At 65.7% G+C, this 17246-nt stretch carries 19 protein-coding genes; 7 read left to right on the forward strand and 12 right to left on the reverse strand.

Annotated features, from left to right (window positions below; all coding sequences use genetic code 11):
* The first annotated feature begins 32 nt into the window (after positions 1–32).
* Positions 33–845 carry a TlpA disulfide reductase family protein gene (locus tag F1735_RS12895; RefSeq protein WP_167237304.1) on the forward strand — a complete coding sequence of 271 codons (813 nt, stop codon included), beginning with the start codon at positions 33–35 and terminating at the stop codon, positions 843–845.
* Here F1735_RS12895 and F1735_RS12900 read toward each other — a convergent pair whose 3' ends face one another.
* Positions 846–1472 (reverse strand): GGDEF domain-containing protein, encoded by a 627-nt coding sequence (locus F1735_RS12900; RefSeq protein WP_167237305.1) that lies wholly within the window; start codon positions 1470–1472, stop codon positions 846–848.
* Positions 1473–1590: 118 nt separating this feature from the next.
* The gene (locus F1735_RS12905) at positions 1591–3240 is read right to left on the reverse strand and encodes a sensor domain-containing diguanylate cyclase (protein ID WP_167237306.1); all 1650 of its coding nucleotides are present in this window, start codon (positions 3238–3240) and stop codon (positions 1591–1593) included.
* Between the two features lie 314 nt (positions 3241–3554).
* Between F1735_RS12905 and F1735_RS12910 the strand changes: the two genes are divergently transcribed.
* Together F1735_RS12910 and F1735_RS12915 are read left to right on the forward strand one after the other, a co-directional pair.
* On the forward strand, positions 3555–3962 hold the full coding sequence (locus F1735_RS12910; RefSeq protein ID WP_167237307.1) for a response regulator: 408 nt from the start codon (positions 3555–3557) through the stop codon (positions 3960–3962).
* Between the two features lie 182 nt (positions 3963–4144).
* Positions 4145–7369 (forward strand): hybrid sensor histidine kinase/response regulator, encoded by a 3225-nt coding sequence (locus F1735_RS12915; protein WP_167237308.1) that lies wholly within the window; start codon positions 4145–4147, stop codon positions 7367–7369.
* Positions 7370–7373: 4 nt separating this feature from the next.
* Here the strand turns inward: F1735_RS12915 and F1735_RS12920 are convergent, their stop codons facing one another.
* From F1735_RS12920 to F1735_RS12935, 4 genes are all read right to left on the reverse strand, one after another.
* Positions 7374–7625, reverse strand: coding sequence for a DUF2164 domain-containing protein (locus tag F1735_RS12920; protein ID WP_166884494.1), 252 nt, complete (start codon positions 7623–7625; stop codon positions 7374–7376).
* 43 nt (positions 7626–7668) lie between these two features.
* Positions 7669–8238, reverse strand: a complete 570-nt coding sequence (locus tag F1735_RS12925; RefSeq protein ID WP_167237309.1) for a 2OG-Fe(II) oxygenase — start codon at positions 8236–8238, stop codon at positions 7669–7671.
* 60 nt (positions 8239–8298) lie between these two features.
* The gene (locus F1735_RS12930) at positions 8299–8640 is read right to left on the reverse strand and encodes a hypothetical protein (RefSeq protein ID WP_167237310.1); all 342 of its coding nucleotides are present in this window, start codon (positions 8638–8640) and stop codon (positions 8299–8301) included.
* A gap of 67 nt (positions 8641–8707) precedes the next feature.
* Positions 8708–9025, reverse strand: coding sequence for a DUF6331 family protein (locus tag F1735_RS12935; RefSeq protein WP_167237311.1), 318 nt, complete (start codon positions 9023–9025; stop codon positions 8708–8710).
* Positions 9026–9229: 204 nt separating this feature from the next.
* Here F1735_RS12935 and F1735_RS12940 point away from each other — a divergent pair, with 204 nt between their 5' ends.
* Positions 9230–9841: a c-type cytochrome gene (locus F1735_RS12940; RefSeq protein WP_167237312.1), complete on the forward strand. Its 612-nt coding sequence runs from the start codon at positions 9230–9232 to the stop codon at positions 9839–9841.
* 18 nt (positions 9842–9859) lie between these two features.
* Here F1735_RS12940 and F1735_RS12945 read toward each other — a convergent pair whose 3' ends face one another.
* A complete protein-coding gene (locus F1735_RS12945) occupies positions 9860–10018 on the reverse strand; it encodes a hypothetical protein (RefSeq protein WP_167237313.1) in 159 nt (52 codons plus the stop codon).
* Between the two features lie 134 nt (positions 10019–10152).
* On the opposite strand from F1735_RS12945, the gene F1735_RS12950 reads away from it, so the two are divergent.
* From F1735_RS12950 to F1735_RS12960, 3 genes are all read left to right on the forward strand, one after another.
* Positions 10153–10788: a response regulator gene (locus tag F1735_RS12950; RefSeq protein ID WP_167237314.1), complete on the forward strand. Its 636-nt coding sequence runs from the start codon at positions 10153–10155 to the stop codon at positions 10786–10788.
* A 29-nt stretch (positions 10789–10817) separates the two neighbouring features.
* Positions 10818–11228: a hypothetical protein gene (locus F1735_RS12955; RefSeq protein ID WP_167237315.1), complete on the forward strand. Its 411-nt coding sequence runs from the start codon at positions 10818–10820 to the stop codon at positions 11226–11228.
* A 142-nt stretch (positions 11229–11370) separates the two neighbouring features.
* Complete coding sequence (locus F1735_RS12960; protein WP_167237316.1) at positions 11371–11805, forward strand: GNAT family N-acetyltransferase; 435 nt, start codon at positions 11371–11373, stop codon at positions 11803–11805.
* A 24-nt stretch (positions 11806–11829) separates the two neighbouring features.
* Here F1735_RS12960 and F1735_RS12965 read toward each other — a convergent pair whose 3' ends face one another.
* From F1735_RS12965 to soxB, 5 genes are all read right to left on the reverse strand, one after another.
* Positions 11830–13422 (reverse strand): methyl-accepting chemotaxis protein, encoded by a 1593-nt coding sequence (locus F1735_RS12965; protein WP_167237317.1) that lies wholly within the window; start codon positions 13420–13422, stop codon positions 11830–11832.
* A gap of 128 nt (positions 13423–13550) precedes the next feature.
* Positions 13551–13979, reverse strand: coding sequence for a DsrE family protein (locus F1735_RS12970; RefSeq protein WP_167237318.1), 429 nt, complete (start codon positions 13977–13979; stop codon positions 13551–13553).
* A 20-nt stretch (positions 13980–13999) separates the two neighbouring features.
* Positions 14000–14995: an MBL fold metallo-hydrolase gene (locus F1735_RS12975; RefSeq protein WP_167237319.1), complete on the reverse strand. Its 996-nt coding sequence runs from the start codon at positions 14993–14995 to the stop codon at positions 14000–14002.
* Between the two features lie 10 nt (positions 14996–15005).
* Positions 15006–15521, reverse strand: a complete 516-nt coding sequence (locus tag F1735_RS12980) for a hypothetical protein (RefSeq protein WP_229505745.1) — start codon at positions 15519–15521, stop codon at positions 15006–15008.
* Positions 15518–17230 carry a thiosulfohydrolase SoxB gene (soxB, locus tag F1735_RS12985; RefSeq protein WP_167237354.1) on the reverse strand — a complete coding sequence of 571 codons (1713 nt, stop codon included), beginning with the start codon at positions 17228–17230 and terminating at the stop codon, positions 15518–15520. Before soxB ends, F1735_RS12980 begins: the two co-directional genes overlap by 4 nt.
* Between the last annotated feature and the right edge of the window lie 16 nt (positions 17231–17246).

A 17246-nucleotide genomic window follows, 5' to 3' on the forward strand; every position in this document is an offset into this window, starting at 1 on the left:
CCTACGGACCCGCCCATGAAAAGAAACCTGCCATGAACGTCAGCCTCGGGCCATTCAGCTTCCAGACCACGCACTTGCTGTTGCTGATATCGCTACTTATAGCATGCGGCGTCGGCAACTGGGTTGGTCGCCATCAGAAGGTCAAGACCGGAAAGGTGCTGCTCGACATGCTGCTGGCCGGCCTGGTGGCGGGCCGGATCGTGTTCGTGGCCAGCTGGTTCGCGCAGTACCGCACCGCGCCGCTGTCGATCATCGACATCCGCGATGGCGGCTTTACGCCGTGGGCGGTGCTGCTGGCCGCCCTGGCCTTCGGCGCCTGGCGCATGCTCGGGCAGCCGCGCCTGCGCAATCCGCTGGCGGCCGGCATGCTGGCCGGCGCGCTGGCGTGGTGTACCTCGGGCGCGCCGCTGCTGCTGAACCTGAGCGAGCGCAAGCCCTTGCCGACCGTGGCGCTGGACACGCCGGGCGGCGCCCCGGTCAGCCTGGCCGCGCTGGCGCAGGGGCGGCCGCTGGTGCTCAACCTGTGGGCCAGCTGGTGCCCGCCCTGCCGCCAGGAGATGCCGCTGTTGGCCAGCGCCCAGCAACGCAACCGCGATGTGGTGTTTGTTTTCGTCAACCAGGGGGAAGATGGCCAGAGCGTGATGGCTTACCTGAACGGCAGCCAGGTGGCGCTGGAGAACGTGCTGCTCGACAGCGGGTCGGCCATCGGGCGCGAGGTGGGTTCGAGCGCGCTGCCGACCACCCTGTTCTACGACGCCGGCGGCAGGCTTGCCAACTCGCACCTGGGCGCGGTCTCGGCCGCCTCGCTCGAAAGCAAGCTGGCCGGATTGCGTAAACCGCGCTAGTTACATATCGTCCATCGCGGCGAACAGGCCGGCAGGCAACTCCTGCTCGATCTGCACGATCCGGTTGCGCCCGTCCCGCTTGGCTTCGGCCATGGCTTTTTCGGCGCGCTGGATCATCATCTCGGCCGTTTCGGCCGGCGCATTGGTGGTCAGCCCGGTCGAAAACGTGATCGTGCGGCCCGGCGTGACGGTTTCCCAGTCGAACGCGGCAACCTTGGCGTTGAGGCGGTTCATCGCCAGCACCCCCTGGTGCAGCCAGGTGGCCGGCAGGATGATGCCGAATTCATCGCTCTCGATGCGGCCGAAACGGTCCAGCGTGCGCAGCAGCTCGGTGGCCGAGCGGGTGACCGCCTGCAGCACGGCGTCGCCGCTGTCGTGGCCGAACTGCTGGTTGACCTCTTTCATATGGTCGATGCCGATCATGGCCACGCAGAACGGCTGGCCGGTGCGCGAGGAGCGCTGCAGCTCTTCGGCCACCAGTTCGGTCAGCGCCCGCCGGTTCAGCGCGCCGGTCAGGGTGTCGTGGCGCGTCAGCGACTCGGTCAGGTCCAGGATTTCCTGCTCTTTTTCAGCCAGCCTGGCGCGCAAGGGCGCGCATTCCGGGCAAGCGTCGCATTGTGTGCTCATGAAAGATTCCTTCGAGATTGTGCTTGTACGCAGAGCTTAACGCCGGAGTTACCTGCAATCAAGCATTATCGCTCCCGCTTGCGTGCCTGCTTGCGGCGCCCGCTTGCGGCGCCCGCTATCAGCGGCCGGCACGGACGGATGCGCGCGCCCCCTGCGCCAGCGCCGGGTCGAGGCGGCCGATGGCGAAGCGGTTGCGCCCGTCGGCCTTGGCCGCGTACAGGGCCTCGTCCGACAGCGCCAGGTAATCTTCCATGCTGGCGCCACCGCCGCCGATGGCGATGCCGACGCTGGTCGTCACCTGCACCTGCTTGCCGGCGCACAGGAAGGGCGTGCGCGCCATGTCGAGGATTTTCCCGGCCAGGATTGCCGGTTCGGCATCATTGCTCACGCCTTCGAAGATCGCCACGAATTCGTCGCCGGCCAGGCGCGCCACGCTGTCGGTCGAGCGCACCGCCGCGCGCAGGCGTTTTGCGAACTCGACCAGAACCTCGTCGCCGCCCTTATGGCCATAGGTGTCGTTGATGGCCTTGAAATGGTCGATGTCGAGGTAGGCCAGCGCGACCACGCTGTCGGCGCGCGCGGCGCGGGCCAGCGCGGCGGCGAAGGTTTCCTCGAACATGCGGCGGTTGTCGATGCCGGTCAGGATGTCGGTGCGGGCCTGGGCGGCGAGCTTGATTTCGGCCTCCTGGCGCTGTTGCGAGAGCGTGAAGAAAGCGCGGCTCAGTTCGCCGAATTCGTCGCGCCGGCGCACGTTGAACACGTCGATCCCGACCGTGCCGTCAACCATCCCGGCCACATGCCCGCGCAGTTCGCCCAGCGGACGCAGCAAGCGCAGGATGGCCAGCCAGCCGGCCAGTCCGGCCAGCGCCGCCACCGCGACCGAGGCCAGCAGTGCGGTCGGACGCATCCGGATCAGCGGCGTAAACGCTTCCTCGACCGGGTACACGGCGCCGACGATCCAGTCGGTCTTGCGCAGGCGCTTGTAGGTGATCAGCGCGCGTACCCCTCGCTTGGTGGGGCTTTCGACCCAGCCTTCGAAACCGCCCAGCGCGGCCTTGGTGGACGGCGTCACGCCGCCCGCCTCGTCCTGCACGCGTTGCAGGATGCGTTCCTTGTTCGGGTGGTGGATCACCGTGCCGTCGCTGGTGAGCATGAACAGGTAGCCGGTGGCGCCCGAGCCGAGCGTGGCAAGTTGGCCGAAAAAGCGTGGCCGCTGCAGGTCGATGGCGCCGCCCAGCATCAACACCAGCTTGCCGTCGGCGTCGTACACGGGTTCGGTGATCAGGATCACCGGCTTGCCCGACAAAGCGCTCTTGAACGGGCGCGAAATGACGCCCTCGCGCGCGGCGACGGTGTCGGTAAAGTAAGCGCGTTTGCCGAAGTTGACCGTGTTGTTGGTGCGACGGTCGTTCATATTTGCCAGCATGGTGCCGCCGCCGTCGAGCAGCACCACATTGAAGAACTCGTCGCGCAAGCCGGAATGCGCTTCCAGGAAGGCTTGCAGGCCGCCGTCCGGCTTGCCGTCGGTGCGGCCGAGTTCCTCGCGCAGGGTTTTGAGGAGCGTCTGGCGCGCCTCCAGGTCGGCGTCGATGTAGGCGGCCGCGCTCGACAACAGCGCCACCTGCTGCGAGCCGATCACATCGCGCATCTGGCGCTCGGCCAGGTACAGCGACACAAAGGTCAGCACGCTGGTGGCCAGCAGCACCAGGCCGATCACCAGCACGGTCAGGCGGAACTTGAGCGTTGCTGGATTGAAGGTGAGTCGCATCGGTGTGGTTTTTCAGCAATGATGGCATGTGGGCAGAACGCCACGAGCGCCATTCTACCTTGTCGCCGCCCAATTACCCGGCAGCAGGTGCATGGCGCGTGTAACACATCCGTGCAAGCGAACGCGACTATTTTGTAAAAAAGCTTAACATATGAACATTGTTGGGGATTCCCGCTGTATGCAGGGCGTGCAAACGGCGCCGCGCGGCGGGATCACCTGTAACATAGGAAACTAACGGACCCGCGCATGCGCCGCTTCAACGCCGCCCTGCCGGCCCGATTCGTGATCAAACCGAAGACCAAAAGGTGTACACAGTGCAGCCACAAACCCTCGCCTCCAGCCCGACGCCGTCGGCAACGACCCGTCCCCACATCCTGATCGTCGACGACAATGCCGACGCCGCCGACACGCTCGGCACCTATCTCCAACTGTCCGGCTACGAGGTGACCATCGCCACCGATCCGTACGCCGCGCTGAACCTGGCGCGCGAACTGCGACCGCAGGTCTGCGTGCTCGACATCGGCCTGCCTGGCATGAACGGCAACGTGCTGGCGGAAAACCTGCGACGCTTGCCCGATACCTCGGGCGCGGTGCTGATCGCACTGACCGGTTACGGCCAGGCCTACGACAAGCAGCGCTCGCTGGGCGCCGGATTCGACCATTATTTCGTCAAGCCGGTCAATCCGGGCTCGATCAAGGACTTGATCGACCGCATGCCGTAAGCCGTGCGCGCCCTGCGCCGGCGTCTGTTGACGAATCAAAATACAACACCGGCTGCCGGCGCAGCGGGGCGGGAGTGCGCCGGGCGGCCGCGCACGCAGTGTCGATGGTAAATACTCATTCCAAACGGTATAATTTTCGGCTCTCGCGGCGCCCCCAGCCGTTCACATTACCGCCCGCCTTCATGACCGATCCCGCCACCCCTGCCCGCCTTCCCGCCTTTCTTTCGGACGCGGGCGGCATGGGCGCCGCCTTCGCCGCCGTCGACTGGGCGAACACCTCGCTGGGGCCGATCGCGCTGTGGCCGCAAGCGCTCAAGACCAGCGTCGCGCTGATGCTGCGCTCGCCCGTTGCAATGACGCTGCTGTGGGGACCGGACGGCGTCATGCTGTACAACGCTGCGTATTCGGTGTTTGCCGGAGAAAACCATCCTGCCATCCTGGGCACGCCGGTGTGCGCCAGCTTTCCCGATGTGGCCGAGTTCAACCGGCAGGTGCTGTCGGTGGTGCTGGCCGGCGGCGCTCTCAGCTACCGCGACCAGGAACTGCGCTGGACCCGCAACGGCGTGCTCGAACAGTTCTGGCTCAATCTCGACTATTCGCCGGTGCAGGGCGACCATGGCCGGATCGATGGCGTGATCGCGATCGTCATCGACACCACCGCCAAGGTGCTGGCCGAACGCCACGCGCGCGGCGAGATCGGCCGCCTGCACAGCATGTTCGAACAGGCGCCCGGCTTCATGGCGCTGCTCGGCGGCCCGCAGCACGAATTCATCCTGGCCAACAACGCCTATCTCGACCTGGTCGGCAAGCGCGACCTGATCGGGCGCACCGTGCGCGAGGTGCTGCCGGAAGCGGCGGAACAGGGCTTTATCGCGCACCTCGACCGCATGTTCAGCAGCGGCGAAGCGTTTCGTGGCAACGACGTCGCCTTTGCCATCTCGGCCACCGAGGCCGCGCCGGCGCGCCAGGTCTACCTCGACTTCGTCTACCAGCCGGTGCGCGACGACAAGGGCGCGATCTGGGGCGTGTTCGTGCAGGGCACCGACGTGACCGAGCGCGTCGACGCCGAACGGATGACCCGCGCCAACGAACGCAAGTTCCAGGTCTGGGCCCAGGCCATGCCCAACCACGTCTGGTCGGCGCGCGCCGACGGTTACCTCGACTGGTTCAACGAGCGCGTGTACGCCTACAGCGGCGCGGCCAAGGGCGAGCTCGATGGCGACGGGTGGGCCAGCCTGGTCTACGAGCACGACCTGGACGCCGCCGCCGCGCTGTGGCGCCAGGCCATCGCCGAGCGCGCCGTGTACGAGACGCAATTTCGCCTGCGCCGCGCCGATGGGGCCTTCCGCTGGCACCTGTCGCGCGCCTTGCCGATCTTCAGCGACAGTGGCGAACTGATCAGCTGGATCGGCACCAACACCGACATCGACGACCACAAGAGCAGCGCGCTGGCGCTCGAACGGCTCAACAGCACGCTGGCCGAGCAGGTCAGCGCCCGCACCGCCGAGCGCGACCGCATGTGGCGCCTGTCGACCGACATCATGCTGGTGGCCGATTTCAAGGCCCGCATCATCGCCGCCAATCCCGCCTTCAGCGCGATGCTGGGCTGGGATGCCGACAGCGTGGTCGGACAGTCGTTCATGGACCTGGTTCACCCGGACGACCGCGCCGCCACCGCGCAACAAGTGAGCGCGCTGAGTACGGGCGCGGCCACGTTCCGCTTCGAGAACCGCTACCGCCGGCGCGATGGCGGCTATAGCACCCTGTCGTGGAGCGCCGCGCCCGACAAGGAATTCATCCACGCGGTCGGGCGCGACATCACGGCCGAGCGCCAGGCCGCCGCAGCGATGCGCCAGACCGAGCTGGCATTGCAGCAGGCCCAGAAAATGGAAACCATCGGCAAGCTGACCGGCGGCGTGGCGCACGATTTCAACAACCTGCTGCAAGTTATCTCCGGCAACCTGCAATTGCTGTCGAACGATGTGCAAGGCAACCCGCGCGCGGCCCAGAGGGTGGAAAACGCCATGGCCGGGGTCGGGCGCGGCGCCAAGCTGGCCAGCTACCTGCTCGCCTTCGGGCGGCGCCAGGCGCTCGAACCGAAGGTGGTCAAGGTCGGCAGCTTCGTGCTCGGCATGGAAGACATGCTGCGCCGCAGCCTGGGCGAAGCGATCGATATCGACACCGTGATCGCGGACGGCTTGTGGAACACCCTGGTCGATACGGCCCAGGTCGAAAACGCGCTGCTGAACCTGGCGATCAACGCGCGCGACGCCATGGACGGGCGCGGCCGCCTGAGCATTGAAGTCGGCAACGCCGTGCTCGATGAGCTGTACGCCAGTTGCCACCCGGAAGTCGACGCCGGGCAGTACGTGATGCTGGCCGTGAGCGACAGCGGCAAGGGCATGACGCCGGAGGTGCTGGCGCAGGCGTTCGAGCCCTTCTTCTCGACCAAGCCGGAGGGCCAGGGAACCGGGCTGGGCTTGTCGATGGTGTACGGTTTTGTGAAGCAATCCGGCGGGCACGTCAAGATTGACAGCGAAGAGGGACACGGCACCACCGTCCGCATCTACCTGCCACGCTCGTTCGAGATGGAAGAGGCGCAGGCGATGCCGGTCGATTCCGTGTATGTCGGCGGCACCGAAACCATTTTGGTGGCGGAAGACGACGACAGCGTGCGCGCCACCGTGGTGGACATGCTGAGCGAGCTCGGCTACCGCGTGCTCAAGGCCAGCGACGCCGCCAGCGCGCTGGCCGTGATCGACAGCGGCGTGCAGGTCGACTTGCTGTTTACCGATGTGGTCATGCCAGGCCCGCTGCGCAGCCCGGACCTGGCGCGCAAGGCCCGCGAGCGCTTGCCGCAACTGGCGGTGTTATTTACGTCCGGCTACACCGAGAACGCCATCGTGCATGGCGGGCGGGTCGACGCCGGCGTGGAACTGCTGGGCAAGCCCTACACGCGCGAAGCGCTGGCCAGGAAAATCCGCCATGTGCTGGCCAACCAGAAGCAGAAACTGGTCGCCCTGCCGGAGCAAGCGGCCATCCTGGCGCCGGCGCCGGCGCCGCTGCGCGTGCTGCTGGTCGAAGACGAGCCGGCGGTCGGCGAAATCACCTTCGAGATGCTCAAGCTGATGGGGCACGCGGTGGAATACGCCACCGATGCCCAGGCCGCGCTCGACGCGGTGGCGCGCAGCGGCTTCGACGTGATGCTGACCGATATTGGCCTGCCCGGCTTGCCGGGCAATGTGCTGGCAGAGAAAGTGCGGGCGATCCTGCCGGAGCTGGCGGTGGTGTTTGCCACCGGGCAGATCCACCCGGGCGTGGCGCCGGGCGACCTGGTGCTCAGCAAGCCCTACGACATGCATGCGCTGATCGAGGTGATGCGGAAGATCATCGAGCGCAGGGGCTGAGGCGCTATTTTTTGGTCCAGTAGCCGAATTCGCTCTCGTAGCAGTTGGTATCGATTTCGGCGATCTTTTCCTGCATCACCGCTTGCGCATCCTGCACGGCCTGGTTGTAGATCGACGGGCCGATTTCGCGCAGGCAAAAATCGAGCAGCAGGCGCGCCTTGAGCACGCCCACCTCTTCATCGAAATTCTTCATGCAATAGCGCTGCAGCGACGACAGCAGGCGCTCCTCGGTTTCCTGGTTCAGTTTAATGGCCATCGTTGTTTCTTGTGACGTGATCGGGAGCCGCAGCTTAGCAGAATCAGGCTGCGCCGGGGATCGCGCCGGCCGCTTCGCGGTACATGATATCGGTGCGCAAGACGTATTTGGTGCCACTTTCCACGGGCGAACCCTGATGCATTTGCCGGTGCGGGAAGACCAGGGCGGAACCGGCTTTGGGCTTGATGCTCTCCCACGCAAAATCGGTATGGCCACCAGTGAAATCGTCGTTCAGATAAAACAGGATGGTCAGGAAACTGACCTCCGATTCGCTGCGCTCGTAGCTGCCGTCCATGTGCGCCTTGAAGAACTGCTCGTCCTGATAACGGTAGAACCGGAAGCGTTCGTTAAACCCGCTCAGTTCCCAGTCGCGCTGCTGCGGGGGCAGGAAGGGCGCGGCACGCTGGTACAACTGCCCGGCCAGCGCGGCGTTATCGTAGATGATGCGGTCGTTATTGCGGAAATCGAACGCCATCATCTCGCCGCTGCCGGTAGTCAGGCCGGCCGCCGTGTAGCCGATCGTTTCGCTCTCGGCGATGTGGCGCGCGCATTCTTCCGGGGTAAGGAAATCATGGATATAGAAGATACCCATTCCAAATTTTTCGATGTGCATGATAAGGTGTCCTGTCGATGAGGTGAAATTGCGAACGCTCCGGGTGCATGGAACGCGCCGTCATCGCTTGAACCACTTCTCTTTTGCGAGCTCGTAGGGCTTGATAGCGTATTGCTGGCCGTCGTAGCGGATCAGCGACACACTGAGTCTCTCGTCCTTGTTCTCCGCGTCGCGCGGCTCGCCGCAGATGATCATGGACGCGGCGGTGGTGTGCGGATCGTTCGGCAGCACTTTACAGGTGCTGGCCAAAATCCGGCGCTCGGCGCCGGCGACGAACCGGTCGCGCTTCAGAAAAGCGCCCAGCGCATGCAAAGCCTGCTCATCGCACGCCTGTGCGGCAGACGCGGAAGCGCCCCATGCAGAAAGTACCAACGCGGCGAGGGCTTTGTTCAGGGTTTTCATCATTCTCTATTTCACAGACAGCCAAAAACAAGCGGGCATTCACGCAATGGCGACATACAGGCCGCCGCTAACGCTTGTCGCGATGGGAGGGTATTGCAGCGCGATAACATTTGTCAAAATGGCTGAGCAATTCCAGGAATTCGCTCTTGTCGATATTCATATTCAACGCGTTGCTCGAGACGACCTCGCCGCGCAGGGCGAGCAAATCATTGCGCAGTCGTGCCAGCGCCTCGCAGCTGCGCGCGGCATTGACCTTGCCGAGCGATGCTGCCACACCGTCCGCTGAAAAATCGAAAGCATGTACGCCGCAGCACCCGGCCATGCACTGCGTTTCCAGCGCCGCCCACATGCTCGCCAGTTCCGGCATCAAATGGTCGATCTTCACCGCCGTCCGATAGCGTCCGCTCAGGTCGATGTGTCCTATCCAGGTATCCGGCCCGGTTACGATGGCGTCTTTTGGACGCGGGACTGTTTGATTCAACGCTTTTCCCTTAAATGGCCACCAGTTAGCTATACCAAAGTATAAGTGCCGCTTGTACCAGCCACCCTATACTCGTCTGCCACCCGTTCGGACGACAAGTACACCATCATGCAAACCGCATTTCTCCTTCGCCGGGCGAGCGCCACGCTGGCCCTCATGCTCGCGGCCTTCACCATTGCGGCGGCCGCCGCGCCATCGACGGCGCTGCTGCAACGCTGCGCCGCCTGCCACGGCGCGACCGGCAACACGGCCGCCGCCGTGCTGTATCCCAATCTGGCGGGCCAGTCCGCCGCGTATATCGAACTGCAATTGAATAATTTCCGCAGCGGCGAACGGCCCCATGCGCAGATGCGCGCCGTGGCCGAACAGCTGACCGGGCCGGACATGCGCGAGCTCGCCGCCTTTTACGCGGCCCAGCCGGTCAAGCCCCAGCCATCGCTCGAGGCCGCCCTGGAACAGCAAGGCCGCCGGATTTTCGAGCACGGCAGTACCGGGGGCGCCCCGGCCTGCGCCAGCTGCCACGGGCCGCAGGGCCACGGCCAGGCGCCGTTCCCGCGCATCGCTTCGCAGCCGGCCGGTTACACGCTGGAACAGTTGAAAGTGTACCGCGACGCGCCCAAATTCAACAATCCGCTGGCCACGGCGATGAAACAAGTGGCCGTCAAGCTCGGCGACGCCGACATGCGCGCCGTTGCGGCCTACCTGGCGACCGTGCGCTAGGACGCGTGGCCAGCCACGCTACATCAGCAAGGTCCCCGGCAGCCTGAGCCGCATCTCGCTGCCCTGCCCCGGCGCCGAGGTCCAGCGCACGTGCGCACGCAAGTCCTGCACCTGGATGGCAGGGCTGCGGCCAGGACCAGCAGCAGCGCCAGGACGCGCCAGGACCAGCGTTGGCATGCGGTCACACAAACGCCATCTCGCGAAAATGCCGGCATGATACGGGATTGCGGCGGCGCAGCAAACTGATCCAAGCTGCGGGCGCGCAAGCATGGCATGATCGCGCTCACCCATTAACAGAAAGTCAATGCGCGATGTCCGCCGTCCTCCCTCCCATCCGTGTCCTGGTCGCCGACGACCACAGCCTGCTGCGCGAAGGCATCGTCGCGCTGCTGGCCGGCGACAGCGGCATCGAGGTCGTCGGCCAGGCCGCCAACGGTGAAGAAGCGCTCGACTGCTTCATCCGCCTGCGGCCGGACGTGACCTTGATGGACCTGCAAATGCCGCTCATGGGCGGGCACGAGGCGATGCTGGCGATCCGCGCGCTGGCGCCAAACGCGCGCGTGCTGGTGCTGACCACCTACAAGGGCGACGCCCGCATTGCACGCGCGCTCGGCGCCGGCGCTTGCGGCTATCTGCTCAAATGCGCGATCCGGCTCAACCTGGCCGGCGCGATTGCCCGCGTACACGCCGGGCACCGCTACATTCCGGCCGAGGTGGCCGCCGAAATGGCCAACTACTTCGGCAGCGACAACCTGTCCGGGCGCGAACTGGAAGTGCTGCGCCTGGTCGCGGACGGCAACTCGAACCGCGAAGTGGGCGTGCGCCTGGCCATCAAGGAAGAAACCGTCAAGGCACATGTGAGTGCGGTGCTCTCCAAGCTCGGCGCCAGGGACCGCACCCACGCCACCACGATCGCGCTGCGGCGCGGCATCCTGACCTTGTCTTGAATCCTGTTACCTGATATCGAAAGAAGCGAATGAATCAAGCGAATGACAACGACGCCCTGCGCGCCAGGCTGCAAGCGGTGCCGCGCGCCCTGCGCACCCTGCACAAGGCCCTGATCGATGTGGAAACGGTGTATTTCGGCGCGGTCGGCAGCCCGCTGGAGCACTTGCAACTGATCACCAATCATCCCCATTTCGCGTGGCTGCAAGCGATGTCGGCGCTGATGGCCGCGCTCGACGAAGCGCTCGACGAGCCGGACACGCTGACCCGCGAGGCGGTCGCCGGCTGGCGCGCGGCAATCGAAGAGCTGGTCGGTCCGGGCACGGCGGCGGCGGGCGCGTTCCGCACCAAGTACATCATCCTGCTGCACGACTCGCCCGATGTGGCGATTGCCCACGGCGCCTTGCGCCAGTTGCTGGGGCAATTGCCGAAGCAAATGTAGATTCCCGAACTGACGGAGCCGGGGTGGTGGCCGGCAGCGGCAAGCGCATGGCAGGCGCGCGAAAACCATCGTGACATACTGTCCTATAATGGCGCAACGGCTGGCCGCAACCATGGCCGGCCATCGGACGGGAGCTGCGCGTATGACACTGGAATGGACCGAATCGCTCGATGCAATCGATTGGGAAGATCTGTCGGCGCTGTACAAGATCGCGCTCGGCGACAAGCCTGCGGCCGAGCTTGCCATTGTGTTTACCAACAGCCGTTACTGCTGCTTCGTGCGGGCGCATGGACGCATCGTCGGCGTGGGCCGCGCTTTGGCCGATGGGGTCGATACGTCCTACCTGTGCGATATCGCCGTGTTGCCGGAATACCAGGGCACGGGCTTGGGCAAGCAAATCGTCGCCCGGCTGGTTGCGCTGTCGCACGGACACAAGAAGATCTTGCTGTACGCGGTGCCGGGCAAGGAGCCGTTCTATCGCCGCTTCGGCTTCAAGCGCATGACGACGGCCATGGCGCTGTTCGACAACGAGCCGCTGGCGCGCGAACGCGGCTACCTCGCCGACGAAGCGTCGTAACCCTGCCCGTCGCCGGCTTGGCGCCTAACGCAAGGCGTGGACTGGCGCGGAGCGGGCCGCCAGCTTGCGCGGCGCGTGGGCCGCTCCCGTCACCGTGAACGCTCCCACCACCGCGCTCAGCTCCCTGGCCTGCTCCTGCATCGAGGCGGCGGCCGCGGCCGCCTGCTCGACCAGCGCCGCGTTTTGCTGGGTGACCTTGTCCATCTGCGCGATCGCCTGGTTGACCTGCACGATGCCGGCGCTCTGCTCCTGGCCGGCGGTGGTGATCTCGGCCATGATATCGGTCACCCGGCGCACGCTGGCCACCACTTCCTTCATGGTCGTGCCGGCAGTGTCGACCAGCTTGCTGCCGATCTCGACCTTTTCGACCGAATCGCCGATCAAGCCCTTGATCTCGCGCGCGGCCGCCGCGCTGCGCTGGGCCAGGTTGCGCACTTCGGTCGCCACCACCGCGAACCCGCGTCCCTGCTCGCCGGCGCGCGCCGCTTCCACCGCCGCGTTCAGCGCCAGGATGTTGGTCTGGAAGGCAATGCCGTCGATCACGCCGATGATGTCGGCAATGCGCCTGGCCGATTCGTTGATCGAGCCCATGGTGCCGACCACTTCGGCCACTACCGCGCCGCCGCGCATCGCCACGTCTGACGCGGCCGTGGCCAGGGTGTTGGCCTGGCGCACACTGTCGGTGTTGTGCTGCACCGTGGTGGTCAATTCTTCCATCGAGGCGGCGGTTTCTTCCAGCGAACTGCCCTGCTCTTCCGTGCGTCCGGACAAGTCCATGTTGCCGGCCGCAATTTCGCTCGACGCGGTCGAGATGGTGTCGGTGCCGGCCCTGACCTTCATCACCAGCGCGGCCAGGCTGTGCTGCATGGTGCGCATGGCGACCATCAGGCTGTCGGGAGCGGCGTCGGCATCGACCACGATGTCGGCCGTCAGGTCGCCCGCCGCGATCGAGGCGGCGATTGCGGCGGCGTAGTGCGGTTCGCCCCCAAGCTGGTGCATGACGTTGCGGGTCAGCCAGAAGGCGATCCCGCCGCCCAGCAGCACGGCGCCGGCCGCCAGCGCCAGGCTCAGGATCAGGGTGGCGCGGGTCTGGCGGGTCAGCTCGCCCTTGGCGGCATCGACGGCGCCGTTTTTCGACTTGATCAGTTCCAGCAAGTCGCTGCGCATCTGGCGCCACAGCGGGGTCTCGTCGGCGTTGAGTTTTTTGATGGCGGCGGCCTGGTCGGCCTTGGCCAGTTCGACCACGGCGGCCTGGATCTCGGTCTGGCGCTCGTGCAAGGTTTTCAGCGTTGCCAGGGTCTGCGAGACGCTGGGGTCGTCCCTGGCCAGTTCCACCGCGCTGCCGTGGGCCTTGCGAAATTCGTCACGGGCCGCGCTCAGGTTCTTGTAGCCCTGCTGGTTCCCGGGCGCCAGGATGATGTTGCGCAGCGCCTGGCCCATTTGCAGGCCCTGCGCATACAGGGTGGTGCTGGCGCCGAGGAAGGCTTGATCTTGTTTGATGAACACTTCGAACTTCGTGGTCGCATTTTGCATGCCCGCAATGGCGACGCCCAGGGCGATCGTAAACAGGGTGAAAACGATCACCATGCACAAGGCCATTTTGTTCCGTAATTTCATTGTGCTCAAGCTCGATAGTTGGGAATGCGCGCGCGGCCGGCACGACAACACCGGCGACAAATAGAGTGTTTCAGTACGACACTAATCCCTGCGCCGGCGCGCCGCATGCGTGCATCCGGCAGCCCGGATCAGGGCTTGATGTAGGCGTATTCTTCCTGCGTTTGCAGGCGCGCCACTTCGGCCACGCCGGACGGCACGATGGTCGCCTCGGGCAAGACGCGCTTGCGGTCGATCTTGCGCGCTTCCAGGGTATTGTTGCAAACCCTGAACTTGACGTTGCGGTTCGACAGTTCCTGCACCACCGCGTCGTAGGGGTTGCCGTTCTTGTCCTTGGCGTCTTCCAGCAAAAAGTCGATGCCGGGGCCGTGCGTGACGACCACGATCTTCGCTTTCGGGCTGGCGTTGAGGTGATTGCGCACATTGCCCAGCGCGCCCATCGCATTGGCGCTGTCGGTGACGTGATAAACCACTTTTTCTTCGCGCGCGATGGCGCTGGCCGGCGCGGCGGCGACGGCGGCAACCACCATCACGGCGGCCATGGTGCGGAACAATTGCATGCTAACTCCTGTCAAAACGGTCAAGGGGATGGCGCGACCGGCAATCGCTTCTGCTGCAGGCTTTCCCGTTCCATCAGCAGGTAGGTGCCGTAGGCGTTGAGGCGGTTGGCCTGGGCAAACGCGGGGTACTTGTCGAACGCGCTCCAGTCGATCTTACCGTATGCCTCGTCGAACGAGGTCAGTTCGGCGACCGCGTCGCCCATCACGCGGCGTAAAAACGTCAGGTAGTCGCGCGTGAGCGCCATATCCCTGGCCGGTGTACGCGACAGTTCGCCGTGGCCCGGAATGGCGGCCCGCGGTGCGAGCGCGACCATGCGATCGAGTGCTTCGAGCCAGACGCGGCTGTCGGCCTCGCCCACGAAGGGAATGCGGCCGCTGAAGAACAGGTCGCCCGCGAACAGCACCTGGTCGTCCTCGACAGCCAGCATGATGTCGTCCGGCGCGTGGGCGCCGCTCATGTCGATGATCTTGAAGCGCACGCCGCCCATCTCGAAGGCGATGCTTTTACCGTCGGCAAAACTGAGCCAGCGGTCGGCGCCGGTCAGGCGCGTGGCGTCGTTCACCCAGGGCGCGAGCGCTTCCTTGCGCTGCGCCAGCCGGGTGGCCGCCATGTCGGAAGCGAGATATTCCCTGCCCCGCTCGTGCGCCCAGACCTGGGCGCCGCGCGCCTTGAAGGCCTGCAAGCCATAGAAATGGTCGGCGTGGAAATGGCTGACGATCACGCGCCGCACCGGCTGCGCCGTCACCTTGCCGATCGCCTTGAGCATCGCTTGGCCGAGCGCCGGCGTGCCGAGCGCGTCGAACACCACGACGCCATCGCGCGTGACCACGAAGCCCGCGTTCGACATGAAGCCCTGGTTGGCGGCCTCCGCCATGCCGGAATGGCCCTGGAAATAGTACACGTGCGGCGAGACCTTGATTGGCGTGAGCACCTGGGGACGCGCAGGCGTGGCGGCATGCGGCGCCGGGGCGGCCAGCGCCAGCAGGCAGGCGAGAATCGGGATGGCGAATTTCATGGCAGTCCTTTCAAAAGATGACTATTGGCCGGCGATCTTGCGCTGCGCCTGCGCCAGCGCCTGGTCGAGGTAAGCGCCGTACATGCCGGCCACGTCGCCCCCGACCAGCGCCGGGGCCAGCAGTGCGCCGTCGGCGCCCAGCAACAGCACGGTCGGCGCGATGCGCACCTGGTAGCGGGCGGCCAGCGCGGCGCCGCTGCTCGCTTCCCGGTTCGGTCCGGTGAAGGGCGTTGTGGCGGTCAGGCCGACCTCGCGCCGCGCCCTCGCGTGTGAGCGGCAGCAGGTAATTGCGGCGCACCACGTCGCAATAGGCGCAGCCGGGCAGCGAAAACAGCAGCAGCAGCGGCTGGCCGCGCTGCGCCGCCAGCGCCGCGTCGGCCGCCAGGTCGCGCGGCGCGGCCAGGGCCGGCGCGCCGGCGGCCAGGGTATCGGTCCCGAGCACGGCCAGCACCGCCAGCAGGGCCGCCTGGCGCCGCAGCCAGCCGGCCAGCGCGGCGAGGCGGATCACGGCGCCCCGGCCGCTCATGCGATGATGCCCGGATTGCCCTGCATGCCAATCAGGCGCGGGGTGTTGAGCTTGCGCGGGGTGACGGTTTTTTGCTGGCGCAACCACTGCGCCACCACGTCCCACACCGGCTCGCCGGTGGCGCCCTCGGCCACCGGGGCCCAGCCGGCCACCTTGTAAGCCTTGCCGGCGTCGAGCGGCTTGCCGTGCAGGCGCATGTCGCTGATGCGCGCCCCCATCGCCGCGTTCGGGTCGATGGCGTAGCTCATGCCGCCCACCCGCACCATGTCGCCGCCCTGCTGGTAGTACGGGTCGGGATTGAACAGGTTGTCGGCCACGTCTTCGAGGATGGTCTTGATGGTGCTGCCGCTCATCTCGGTCAGGGTGCTGTACGAGTAGCTTGTGGCGGTCTGGTCCATCAGGTGTTCCATCAGGATCGGGCTGTCGGGAAGCAAGGAGGTGCCCCAGCGGAAGCCCGGCGAGAAGGCGATGTCGGCGCCCTTGACCTCCATCAGCGCATCGATGATCAACTGGTCGAAGGTGCCGTTGAAATTGCCGCGCCGGTACAAGGTACCCTGGGTGATGGCCAGCTTTTCGTTGAGCTTGGCCTCGTAGGGGGCGCGCACCTTCTTGATCAGCGCGGCCATGTCCTTGTCGGCCGGCAGGAAGTTGGAAAACACCGGCAGCAGGCGGTACTGGAAGTTGCGTACCTGGCCGCCGCGCACGTCGAAGTCGAGCACGCCGAGGAACTTGCCGTTGCTGCCGGCGTTGGTCACCAGGGTCTTGCCGCCGCCGTTGGCCACGATCACCGGTTGCGGCACGCCGTCGTGCGTATGGCCGCCCAGGATGGCGTCGATGCCGCGCACGCGCGAGGCCATTTTCAGGTCCACGTCCATGCCGTTGTGCGACAGCACCACCACGACGTTGGCGCCCTTGGCGCGCGCCTCGTCCACCATCTTCTGCATGTTTTCTTCCTGGATGCCGAAGCTCCAGTCGGGCGTCAGGTAGCGTGGATTGGCGATCGGCGTGTACGGAAACGCCTGGCCGATAATGGCCACCGGCACGCCGTTCATTTCCTTGATCACGTAGGGGGCGAAGACCGGATCGCCGAAATCGGTGGTGCTGACGTTCTGCGCCACGAAATCGACCTTGCCCTTGAAATCCTTGCCGACGATTTCTTGCACGCGCTTGTCGCCCAGGGTCATTTCCCAGTGCGCGGTCATCACGTCCACACCCAGCAAGAGGCCGGCGTCGACCATGTCCTGGCCCTTTGTCCACAGGGCCGTGCCCGAGCCTTGCCAGGTGTCGCCGCCGTCGAGCAAGAGTGCGCCGGGGCGGCCCGCGCGCAGTTGCTTGACCAGGGTGGCCAGGTGCGCAAACCCGCCCACCTTGCCATAGGTGCGCGCGGCCTGCTCGAAATGGAGCGCGGTAAACGCATGCGCCTGCGGCGTGTTCGGTTTGATGTTGACCTGCCTGAGCAACGCTTCGCCCACCAGGTGCGGCATCTTGCCGGCGGCCTGGCCAATGCCGAGATTGACGCTTGGCTCGCGAAAATGCACCGGGTTCAGCTGCGCGTGGCAATCCGTGAAGTGCAGGAAATGCACATTGCCGAAGCGCGCCAGGTCGTACAGCGCCCCCGGCGAAGGCGCGCCCAGCGCCGCTTTCGAGCCCAGCAGCATGCCGCCGGCGGCGGCGATGCCCATCAGTTGCGCAAATTCGCGCCGGTTCATTCCCATGATGCCTCCT

This window comes from Massilia genomosp. 1, from assembly GCF_011682185.1.
GTDB classification, from domain to species: Bacteria; Pseudomonadota; Gammaproteobacteria; order Burkholderiales; family Burkholderiaceae_D; genus Telluria_A; species Telluria_A rubra.

Coding starts and splice junctions, on each gene's coding strand:
- F1735_RS12915 (WP_167237308.1), top strand. CDS start 4,145: ATGACCGATCCCGCCACCCCTGCCCGCCTTCCCGCCTTTCTTTCGGAC.
- F1735_RS12930 (WP_167237310.1), bottom strand. CDS start 8,640: ATGAAAACCCTGAACAAAGCCCTCGCCGCGTTGGTACTTTCTGCATGG.
- F1735_RS12925 (WP_167237309.1), bottom strand. CDS start 8,238: ATGCACATCGAAAAATTTGGAATGGGTATCTTCTATATCCATGATTTC.
- F1735_RS12975 (WP_167237319.1), bottom strand. CDS start 14,995: ATGAAATTCGCCATCCCGATTCTCGCCTGCCTGCTGGCGCTGGCCGCC.
- F1735_RS12900 (WP_167237305.1), bottom strand. CDS start 1,472: ATGAGCACACAATGCGACGCTTGCCCGGAATGCGCGCCCTTGCGCGCC.
- F1735_RS12945 (WP_167237313.1), bottom strand. CDS start 10,018: ATGCCAACGCTGGTCCTGGCGCGTCCTGGCGCTGCTGCTGGTCCTGGC.
- soxB (WP_167237354.1), bottom strand. CDS start 17,230: ATGAACCGGCGCGAATTTGCGCAACTGATGGGCATCGCCGCCGCCGGC.
- F1735_RS12950 (WP_167237314.1), top strand. CDS start 10,153: ATGTCCGCCGTCCTCCCTCCCATCCGTGTCCTGGTCGCCGACGACCAC.
- F1735_RS12960 (WP_167237316.1), top strand. CDS start 11,371: ATGACACTGGAATGGACCGAATCGCTCGATGCAATCGATTGGGAAGAT.
- F1735_RS12970 (WP_167237318.1), bottom strand. CDS start 13,979: ATGCAATTGTTCCGCACCATGGCCGCCGTGATGGTGGTTGCCGCCGTC.
- F1735_RS12965 (WP_167237317.1), bottom strand. CDS start 13,422: ATGAAATTACGGAACAAAATGGCCTTGTGCATGGTGATCGTTTTCACC.
- F1735_RS12980 (WP_229505745.1), bottom strand. CDS start 15,521: ATGAGCGGCCGGGGCGCCGTGATCCGCCTCGCCGCGCTGGCCGGCTGG.
- F1735_RS12905 (WP_167237306.1), bottom strand. CDS start 3,240: ATGCGACTCACCTTCAATCCAGCAACGCTCAAGTTCCGCCTGACCGTG.
- F1735_RS12920 (WP_166884494.1), bottom strand. CDS start 7,625: ATGGCCATTAAACTGAACCAGGAAACCGAGGAGCGCCTGCTGTCGTCG.
- F1735_RS12955 (WP_167237315.1), top strand. CDS start 10,818: ATGAATCAAGCGAATGACAACGACGCCCTGCGCGCCAGGCTGCAAGCG.
- F1735_RS12895 (WP_167237304.1), top strand. CDS start 33: ATGAACGTCAGCCTCGGGCCATTCAGCTTCCAGACCACGCACTTGCTG.
- F1735_RS12940 (WP_167237312.1), top strand. CDS start 9,230: ATGCAAACCGCATTTCTCCTTCGCCGGGCGAGCGCCACGCTGGCCCTC.